An 8,994-nucleotide genomic window follows, 5' to 3' on the forward strand; every position below is an offset into this window, starting at 1 on the left:
CACCACTCGGCCACTCCACCGTTGGGGTCCACGCCACTTGCACCTTCGAGCGGATGACGGGATTCGAACCCGCGACCCTCACCTTGGCAAGGTGATGCGCTACCAACTGCGCTACATCCGCGCGCCTCGGACGAGATCGTCGCCCGGTGCGAAGCACGACGATAGTCCACGTGAGCGGGCACATACAAATTTCTTGGTACGAGCCGTGTCAAGGCTATCGCGACGACCTGTCACAGGATGCGGCCGGTATTGTCGGGGGCCGGCGCGTGCTAGTCTTCGACGTCGTTCGCCGTCTCGGCGCCGGTCCCGTGGCTCAGTGGGAGAGCGTCCGCTTCACACGCGGAAGGTCGCTGGTTCGATCCCAGCCGGGACCACCAGGACATTGCTCCGCGGCGTGCAACTTCCGTGCAATTTCGGGCGGTTGTAGTTCTGCTCTCGATCGGCCCCGTTGGTCGCAATATCTGGCGCAGCGGCTGCGCTCGTAAGCAGGCTTCAAGTCGCCGGACAGACGGCATTGTCTTATCGTTGGTCATGAAATTCAGCAGGGGACTGCTGACCACGGCCCTCGCAGCAGCTGCGATTGGGGCCGGCATCGCTTCGGCACCGCCAGCTTCTGCGGGGTGCTTGGCGATCGATCCGGAGAACACCTATTGCGATGACCCGGTAGCACCAGACGGGACCTGGCACCGATGCCATCAGAAGTCCCTAATCGTGTTCCAGGGCAATTGGGTTTGGAAGCGGATGCCGCCTACTACCTCGTGTTACCGGGTCGATCCGTCGCAGTCGTGGGCGCCGACGCCGGTCGGACAGCCACAGTTTCACATCGACGATTAAGGGCCGCTCGCTTCGAACGATCCTTGACGATGCCTCAGTCGGTGGTATGGACGAGCAGCACGTCGGTCTTCGACCTCCGCAAGACGTTTCCGGGCACCGAGCCAAGCCACTTGTCGCTGCGCGAGGCTAGTCCCACGTTGCCAACCACCAACAGATCGGCCTTGACGTCCTTGGCGAGGTGGAACAGCGCATGTACCGGATCACCCCGGATGGGTCGCGCCTCGATATCCTTCGCCCCGGCCGCCCGCGCCCGCTCCTGGGCCTCCCGCAGGATCGCATAGATGGCGGCCATCCCGTGCACCTTGTAGTCCCCCTCGTTCCCGAGGGCGACCTCAGCGCGGCCATCGATCACACGATCCGGCCGGGCTGGTCTGCCCCAGCCCCCCTTGTCTCCCTTTTCCAGATAAGACAAGTGCGCCATCGCGATAATCAACTTCGCATTATTTTTCGCGGCGAATGCGGCCGCATGATCCACTGCACGAAACGATGTGTCCGAGCCATCAGTGCCGACCACCAGGGTTTGATAGGCGCTCATATCGCTCCACCTTCGCTGTGAGCCCCCCACCGAGGGTGCCCACCAACGTGCGCCCTTTACACCTCCAGACAAAAGACGCAGTACCCGTTGACCCGGCTCGGGAGCGGGGCGGGCCGTGGCCGCCGACAGGACGTGGCGCCGGCCCCCCGCCTTGGGGCCCAAGACCGCCTCCTCTGACCACGGTCCCTTGCCTAATCGCGCCCGTTAAGCCACCATGAGCTGCATGAGTAAGGTTACCCTAACTACCGAGCTGCCGATCCCGGTGGAGACGGCCTCCGCTCTGGCGCGCAAGCCGGAGCTGATGCGGCATGTCCTCAGCCCGGTGCTGCGGGCGTACCGCCTTGACGTCCCCGAGCGCATCGAGGTCGGCACCGAGGGATCGGCGCGGTTCTGGTGGTTCGGCGTGATCCCGGGCTGGACCCACCACCTCACCGTCAAGCGACTCGGGCCGACCGAGATCTACACCAACGAGCATGGTGGACCGGTCCGCACCTGGAATCACCGCCTCACGTTCGAACCCATTGACGAGCGCAGTTGCCGCTACACCGACGAGATCGAGACGGACGACGGTGTGCACGGGTTATTGACCCGCGTCTTCGTCCGGGTCATGTTTCGCCACCGGCACCGGCGATGGCGCAAGCTTGCGCAGATCCTTCACTGACAGCGCACCACAGAGGACGGTGAATTATGGCCTCCAACCAAGAGGGCATCGGCATGCTGAAACTCGAATGCCCGCAGACTCATCCCGTCGGCCGCATCCTCAAGGACGCCCCGCATCAGGCGGTGCAGTTCGACCCGGGGGCTCAGGTCGGGCCGCGCCGGTTCTGGCCGGACGAGGACGAACAGCCGAACTTCACCACGATCTGCAGGTTCTGCGGTAAGCCGGTGGGGGACACCACGTCCGCCCTGCAAACCAAGCTGGCATCGGTGATAGCCGACTGCTCAGCAACCGCGGCGACGGCCACGCTGTCTTACGTGTAGTCACTCGGACCCGCGGATACCGTAAGAGCTACAGTAGCGGCGTTGCGGCGCGGCGCATCCGCGGCGACGCCGACCTGAGAGGAGTCCAGTGGCGCAGACACCGCAGAGCACCCCCCGCCCACCCGAAGGCGATTGGCTGGGTACGCCGTACCTGCGCTTCGAACGCCAGGGTCCGATCGCGGTCTGCACCATCGACCGGCCCGACGCACGCAACGCCTTGAGTCCGGCGATGTATTTCGGAATCCGTTATGCGGTAGGACGTCTCAACGAGGACTCGGATTTGGCCGGGTTGGTGCTCACCGGAACCGGAGACGTCTTCGCCCCCGGTGGCGACATGGGCGGCGGGGGAGGCGAGGACAACTGGATCACCTTCGGTTCCGCGCTGGGCATGGACGTGACGCCATTCGATGCGGTCCGCACCTCGGGCAAGCCAATCGTCTCGGCGGTCAATGGGTTATGCCAGGGCGGCGGATTCCAGATCGCGCTGTGCAGCGACCTGTCGGTGGTGAGCGATCGGGCGACCTTCCGGGTGCCCGAGTTGTTCCGCGGCTACGCCGACACCTACTACAGCCAGATGCTCACCCGCGTCATTGGACCGGTGCGCACCCGCGACCTCATGTTCACCGGTCGAGTACTGACCGCGGTCGAAGCCCTCGACTGGGGCCTGGTCACGCGGGTGGTTCCGCACGAGGGTCTGCTGGATGCGGCGAAAGACCTACTCGCGCAATGTTGTCGAACCGCTCCGCGCGCCCGCGGCGTCATCAAGTCCAGCATCGACAGCTATCTGGGCCTGTATGACCGCATCGGCATGACCGCCAGCCTGTCCGACGCCGAGGCCATCGAAGGGTTCCGCTCGTTCAAGGAACGTCGGTCACCGGGCTGGGTGCACCCGGAGCTGCGCGTCGAGGGACGCCTGTAGGGCGCTCAACCAGTCAGGAGCCGCGCGCGGGCGTTGTCGATCTGAGCGAAGGCATAGGCCGCTGCGGCCGAGCTGGTCATGTTGGCGCCCACGTCGGCCGACGCCTGGTAGCGGCCCTCGCCGAGCACCTCGCACAGATGGATGACAGCGCTGTTCACCTCCGGGAAAGCCGTTCGCGTGAAAGGGGTTTGGGCGAACCCACTGATGGTGGCGGCTTCCTCGTAGTGCCCGACCTGGTCGAGAACATGGACGAGCAGCGCTAACGGGCCGGCCATGATCGAAAAACTCCCTGACTCGTAAAGGTTGCGAATCGCCAGGTCAAGGGATTCCAGCCCTTCGAGGGCTTGGCCGTGGGCTGTCGCCAATCTCGCGAGGCTGACGGCCACGATTGATTCGTCGCGCCGGTTGCCGCTCGCGCGGGCGATTTCCAGCCCCCGGCGAAGGGCATCATAGGCCGCGGCGGGATCGGCCTCGCTGAAGGCAAAGCCGTAGCTGGCGAAGCCGTAGCTTGCCATGTGGGGATTTTCAAGTGCGCCGGCGGCAGCCAACAGGCCGTCGGACGCTGCGATGGCCTCGTCGTACCGGCCGGTGAACACCAATGCCATCACAAGATTGGCGTGAGCATGTGGGTGGTGATTCGGCCCGCGCTGCAGGACTTCTCGGCATAGGTCAACCCAATCCTCGTGACGACCGGTCATGATGTAGCCGCCGCCGACCCAGCATTCGGCGTCGTAGGGCACCGGATCGAATCGCCCGCTGGCGACCGCCACACGACTGGCCTGCGCGTAGCCGTGGGATTGTTCGACCCTCCCGGCCGCGTAACACTGGCTGGCCATGACGTAAAGCTGTGCGAGCCGTGGGTGCTCGGCGGCCGCGGCAGCTTCGATGAGTTCCTCGGCCCACGCGGTGGGCTCGTGCTGCTCGACCCAGAAACCAAGGATCGTCGCGTAAATGGCTATGGCACACGCACTGTCGAGGGCACCCCTGTCGGCCACCCATCGAAACGCGGCACGCAGATTAGCCAGCTCCCGGTTGAACCAGGCGTAGGCGTCGACCTGTTGCGAACTGTCCCACAGGGCCAGCACATCGGATTCGCGGTCTGCGAAATATCGGCCGTGCGCGGTCCGAACCGCATTCGCCTCGTTGCGGGTGGCGAGCTGCTCTTCGCCGAATTGGCGGATCGTCTCCAGCATCGAAAACCGGGTTCGCGACGATGTCCTGTCGGCCGCCACCAGCGACTTGCGCACCAGGCCGTCCAGTAGGTCCAAGGTCGCAAGCTCGTCGGCGGATCCGGCGACAAAGCAGGCTGCATCGAGGTCGAACCCACCGGCGAACACCGAACACTTTGCCAACAAAGACTTTTCGGGGTCGGTAAGCATGTCGTAAGACCACTGCACCGCGTGGCGTAGCGTTTGGTGGCGCTCGGACCCGCGGCCCGACCCGACGAGTAGCCGGAACCTGTCGTCGAGGCGATCGCGCAGTTCGGTCACAGTCATCGATAGCACCCGCGATGCGGCCAGCTCGATCGCCAGCGGAATGCCGTCGAGGCGCCGGCAGATTTCGATGACGGCATCCGCGTGCCGCGGTGCGGTCAGGTTCGTTTCGGGAGCGAGCGCTTTGGCGCGCTGGATGAACAACTTCACGGCGCTGGATTCCACCCCGCGCTGAATGTCCAATGACGGAACGGGCCACAGTTGTTCGTCGGCAAGCCGGAGACCCTGCCGACTGGTGGCAAGGATGCGCACAGTTGCAGAGCGGGACAGGATCGCTTCGATGATGTCGGCCGCCGCATCGACGACGTGCTCGCAATTGTCAAACACGAGCAGACGCGACCGGCCCTCCAGCGCGGCGGCCACGCTTTCGGCCACGCTCATGCCCTGCTGCTGAGTGATGCCCAGGACTGCCGCGACTGCTTCGGGAACCGCAGCCGGATCACCGACGGCGGCTAGCTCGATCAGCCATACCCCGTCGGGAAAGCTGCTCGCGCTATTCGCCGCGACCTCGATGGCCAGCCGCGTCTTACCCACGCCCCCAACGCCGGTGAGCGTCACCAGCCGATGACTCTCGAGCGTCTGCTGCACCTCGGCCAGTGCCGCCGCACGCCCCACGAAGCTTGTGGTCTGGCGACGCAAGTTGCCCACTGCCGGGTCGGCGGTCTTCAACGGCGGAAAGTCCGCGCGCAGGCCGTCCGCCCGTACCTGAGCGATCTGTACCGGTTTGGCGAGATCGCGCAACCGCCGCGGCCCCAGATCCACGAGCTCGACACCGCTCAGCAGGCCGGCCGTGACGTCGTCGAGCAGGATTTGGCCACCATGTCCGCACGCCATCACTCTCGCCGCCCGGTTGAGCACCGAGCCGAAGTAGTCACCGTCGCGGTGCTCGGCCTCTCCGGTGGCCATCCCCATCCGCACCGGCAGCTCTAACATCCGTTGAGCGGCCACCGCGGCCGCCACCGCGTCGCGCGGTGACTCGAACGCCGCGCACACGCCGTCGCCGGTGTGCTTGAACAACCGGCCTCGGTGAGATTGGATCGCCTCGCGCAGCGTCCGGTCATGGTCCTCCAGAGCGGCGCGCATCGCGGGCGCGTCGGCTTCCCAGCGTCGAGTCGACCCTTCGATGTCGGTGAACAGGAACGTGACGACTCCCGACGGCAGGGCAGCCTTCGTGTCGTGGGCCATCGAGCCCCTATCCTCGTTTCTGGGCTGGCAGCATCGTTTGCTCGGCGTATGTGATGGTAGGCATAGGTGCCGGGCGCAGGCCGCCAAACGCCGACTTTCCGGGGCGGACCGGCTAGCCGAAGTCGATCCACTCGCTCATATGCTACGCGCCCGGCCGCGCCAAAACGGTTCCCGCAGCTGAGTTTTCAAGATCTTTCCGCTTGCGTTGCGGGGCAACTCCGGCACGAAGTCCACGGTGCGCGGGCATTTGAAACCGGCCAGGTGCTGGCGGCAGAATTCGATGATGTCTTTCGCCTCGGTTCCGCCATGGCCTACCACGATCGCCTTGACGGATTCGCCCCAGAAGTCGTCGGGCACCCCGATCACCGCGGCGTCCTCGATGGCGGGATGCTCGATGAGCACGCTTTCCACCTCGGGACCGTACACGTTCTCGCCGCCCGTGATGATCATGTCCTTGATGCGGTCTTCGATGTAGACGTAGCCGTCGGTGTCCAAGCGGCCGATGTCGCCGGTGCGCACCCAGTCGTCGGCGGTGATGGTTTCGGCCGTTGCCTGCGGGCGGTTGAGGTAGCCGGTCATGTTCTGGTTGCTGTGCACCCACACCTCGCCGGATTGCCCGGGCGGCAACTGGTTTCCGGTCTCGGGATCGACGACGCGAATCTCGCAGCCCAGCACCGCCTTTCCGGCCGCCAGCTGCAGTTCGGGCCGCGCGGCGTCACGGTGATCGTCGTCGGACAGCGCGGTGACCGCGCCGCACAGTTCCGTCTGCCCGTACACCTGCACGAATTTCGTGTCGGGCCAGGTGGACAGCGCTCGATGCAGCAACGGCAGCGGCATCGGTGCTGCGCCGTAGACGATGTAACGCAAGCCGGCGATGGCCGCGGTCGCCGCCTCACCCGCGTCGAGGAACCGGGCGATCACCGGCGGGACGAAAAACGCGTGGGTGGCTCCGGCGCGCACAGCGCCGATCAGCGTCGCGGCGTCGGGCTCACGGGTCATTAATGTCGTTGCACCGGAACGGATTCCAAACAGGGCGTAGCCGATTCCACCGACGTGGAACAACGGCATGGCCACCAGGTTGGCGTCGCCCTCGGCGAACGGAAACGCCGGGGCCAGGTTCGACGCGTGATTGACCAGGGCACGTTGACTGAGTAGCACGCCCTTGGGGCGCCCGGTGGTGCCGGAGCTGTAGATCACCAATGCCGTCTCGTTCTCATTGACCCTCGGGTCGGGCGGCGTCGGTGCCGCCGCGGCGAGCAGCGATTCGTACTCGTCGCCGATTTCGATGATGCGGCTCACGCCCGGTACCAGGCCGGCGGCCGCATCGGCCGCGCCACGCAGCTCAGCGCCGACCAGCAGCACGCTTGCGCCGCTATCGGCCAGCACGTGGACGAGTTCGTCGCCGACCACCCGCCAGTTGACGACGGTGGTGACAACGCCGATGGAGGCGCCGGCGATGAGCACTTCGAGACAGGCGGGGTGGTTCTTGTCCAGGAAGGCCACGCAGTGTCCCCGTTCGAGACCTGCGGCGCGCAGCGCCCCGGCCGTGTGACGAATCCGCGAGCTCCACTCGGCCCAGGACCACTGGCGTTCGCCGAAGCGAATGGCAATCGCCTCGGGCGTGCGCTCTGCGTGGCCTTCGACCATGCCGGCGAGCGTCTCCGCCGTGCCGGACCTCGTGTCGGCTGGTGGCATGAACCCCTCCGCGTTCGATTTGTTCCAGTTTGTAATACGCGGTCGGTTCGGCGCACGCGACGCCGGCCCTCGCCTGCGCAGGTCGCTAGCGCGTCACGCCATGGAGCCGATCATCATTCCACCGTCGGCGGCGGCTTCGGTGGTCGCGCTGCTGTCCTGGGGTGGTGTGTCACCATGACGAGGCCGACCGGCCCGACCGACCCCGACAAGGATCCGACATGGTGAACCCCGACCGCGCCAGTTCCCGCACCTTTGTCGTGACCGGCGCCGCGTCGGGAATCGGGCTGGCCACCGCGCGGCGGCTGTTGGCCGAGGGCGGCACCGTCATCGGCGCCGACCTGGCCACCCCGCCCGACGGTCTGGGCCCGCGGTTCACGTTCGTGTCCGCCGACGTGACCGACGAATCCGCCGTCGCCGCGGTACTGGCCGCCGTGCCGGACCGCCTCGACGGCCTGTTTCATGCCGCCGGTGTCGCCGGGGGAGGCCCGGTGCACCTGCTCGACCGCGCCGAATGGGACCGCGTGATCGGGATCAACCTCACCGGCACCTTCCTGGTGGCCAAGGCGGCTCTGGCCAGGATGATCGAACAACACCGAGCCGACGGTGAACGCGGCTCGATCGTGACGGTCGCCAGTGTCGAGGGTCTGGAGGGCACAGCCGGTGGCAGCTCGTATAACGCCGCCAAGGGCGGTGTCGTGCTGCTCACGAAGAACATCGCGCTTGACTACGGGCCCAGTGGCATCCGGGCCAACGTCATCTGTCCCGGCTTCATCGAAACGCCCATGGCGCAAAGCGTCTTCAGCATCCCCGGGATGGAGGGCCCGCTGGCCTCCATCACCAACGAGCACGCCCTGCAGCGGCTCGGGCGACCGGAAGAAGTTGCGGCCATGGCGGCCTTCCTGCTGTCTCCCGACGCCTCGTTCGTCAGCGGCCAGGCCGTTGCGGTCGACGGCGGCTATACCGCCGGTCGCGATCACGGTGTCGTCGAACTCTTCGGCTTTCCCGACTGATCCAACTAAGATTCGTCCATGAGCGGTGGACTTACTCCTGACAAGGCGATCGAGGCGATCCGGGGCGCCGGGGGAGCCCAGCCCGGTTGTCGCGCATTGCACGCCAAAGGGACTTTGTATCGCGGCACGTTCACCGCCACCCCCGACGCGCTCATGCTCTCGCGCGCACAACATCTCGACGGTTCGACCGTCCCGGCGCTGATTCGCTTCTCCAATGGCTCGGGCAATCCCCAGCAGCGCGACGGCGCCTCCGGTGTGCGCGGGATGGCGGTGAAGTTCACCCTGCCCGACGGCTCCACCACCGACGTCTCGACGCAGACCGCCCGGCTGTTCGTCTCCGGG

At 66.1% G+C, this 8,994-nt stretch carries 8 protein-coding genes and 2 tRNA genes; 6 read left to right on the forward strand and 4 right to left on the reverse strand.

Going from position 1 to position 8,994, the window contains the following annotated elements; all coding sequences use genetic code 11:
• Positions 1 to 48: 48 nt before the first annotated feature.
• Positions 49 to 121: transfer RNA gene (locus A5652_RS04165), tRNA-Gly, on the reverse strand.
• A 181-nt stretch (positions 122 to 302) separates the two neighbouring features.
• Here A5652_RS04165 and A5652_RS04170 point away from each other — a divergent pair.
• Positions 303 to 377 (forward strand) — tRNA-Val (locus A5652_RS04170).
• 491 nt (positions 378 to 868) lie between these two features.
• Here the strand turns inward: A5652_RS04170 and A5652_RS04175 are convergent.
• Positions 869 to 1,369 (reverse strand): universal stress protein, encoded by a 501-nt coding sequence (locus tag A5652_RS04175; protein ID WP_067346939.1) that lies wholly within the window; start codon positions 1,367 to 1,369, stop codon positions 869 to 871.
• 214 nt (positions 1,370 to 1,583) lie between these two features.
• Here A5652_RS04175 and A5652_RS04180 point away from each other — a divergent pair, with 214 nt between their 5' ends.
• From A5652_RS04180 to A5652_RS04190, 3 genes are all read left to right on the forward strand, one after another.
• On the forward strand, positions 1,584 to 2,030 hold the full coding sequence (locus tag A5652_RS04180; RefSeq protein WP_067346942.1) for a hypothetical protein: 447 nt from the start codon (positions 1,584 to 1,586) through the stop codon (positions 2,028 to 2,030).
• A 26-nt stretch (positions 2,031 to 2,056) separates the two neighbouring features.
• A complete protein-coding gene (locus tag A5652_RS04185; protein ID WP_067346944.1) occupies positions 2,057 to 2,350 on the forward strand; it encodes a hypothetical protein in 294 nt (97 codons plus the stop codon).
• Between the two features lie 88 nt (positions 2,351 to 2,438).
• Complete coding sequence (locus A5652_RS04190) at positions 2,439 to 3,269, forward strand: enoyl-CoA hydratase/isomerase family protein (protein WP_067346947.1); 831 nt, start codon at positions 2,439 to 2,441, stop codon at positions 3,267 to 3,269.
• A 5-nt stretch (positions 3,270 to 3,274) separates the two neighbouring features.
• Here A5652_RS04190 and A5652_RS04195 read toward each other — a convergent pair whose 3' ends face one another.
• Both A5652_RS04195 and A5652_RS04200 read right to left on the reverse strand, forming a co-directional pair.
• Positions 3,275 to 5,947, reverse strand: a complete 2,673-nt coding sequence (locus tag A5652_RS04195) for an adenylate/guanylate cyclase domain-containing protein (RefSeq protein WP_067346949.1) — start codon at positions 5,945 to 5,947, stop codon at positions 3,275 to 3,277.
• Positions 5,948 to 6,082: 135 nt separating this feature from the next.
• On the reverse strand, positions 6,083 to 7,642 hold the full coding sequence (locus A5652_RS04200; RefSeq protein ID WP_067346951.1) for an AMP-binding protein: 1,560 nt from the start codon (positions 7,640 to 7,642) through the stop codon (positions 6,083 to 6,085).
• A 218-nt stretch (positions 7,643 to 7,860) separates the two neighbouring features.
• On the opposite strand from A5652_RS04200, the gene A5652_RS04210 reads away from it, so the two are divergent.
• Positions 7,861 to 8,652: an SDR family NAD(P)-dependent oxidoreductase gene (locus A5652_RS04210; protein WP_067346956.1), complete on the forward strand. Its 792-nt coding sequence runs from the start codon at positions 7,861 to 7,863 to the stop codon at positions 8,650 to 8,652.
• A gap of 18 nt (positions 8,653 to 8,670) precedes the next feature.
• Positions 8,671 to 8,994, forward strand: a 324-nt coding sequence (locus A5652_RS04215) for a catalase (protein ID WP_156745148.1), incomplete at its 3' end; no start/stop codon positions are given.

The sequence above is a fragment of the Mycobacterium sp. 1165178.9 genome (assembly GCF_001673555.1).
In the GTDB taxonomy this organism is placed as follows: Bacteria; Actinomycetota; Actinomycetes; order Mycobacteriales; family Mycobacteriaceae; genus Mycobacterium.

Coding starts and splice junctions, on each gene's coding strand:
- A5652_RS04210 (WP_067346956.1), top strand. CDS start 7,861: ATGGTGAACCCCGACCGCGCCAGTTCCCGCACCTTTGTCGTGACCGGC.
- A5652_RS04175 (WP_067346939.1), bottom strand. CDS start 1,369: ATGAGCGCCTATCAAACCCTGGTGGTCGGCACTGATGGCTCGGACACA.
- A5652_RS04185 (WP_067346944.1), top strand. CDS start 2,057: ATGGCCTCCAACCAAGAGGGCATCGGCATGCTGAAACTCGAATGCCCG.
- A5652_RS04195 (WP_067346949.1), bottom strand. CDS start 5,947: ATGGCCCACGACACGAAGGCTGCCCTGCCGTCGGGAGTCGTCACGTTC.
- A5652_RS04180 (WP_067346942.1), top strand. CDS start 1,584: ATGAGCTGCATGAGTAAGGTTACCCTAACTACCGAGCTGCCGATCCCG.
- A5652_RS04200 (WP_067346951.1), bottom strand. CDS start 7,642: ATGCCACCAGCCGACACGAGGTCCGGCACGGCGGAGACGCTCGCCGGC.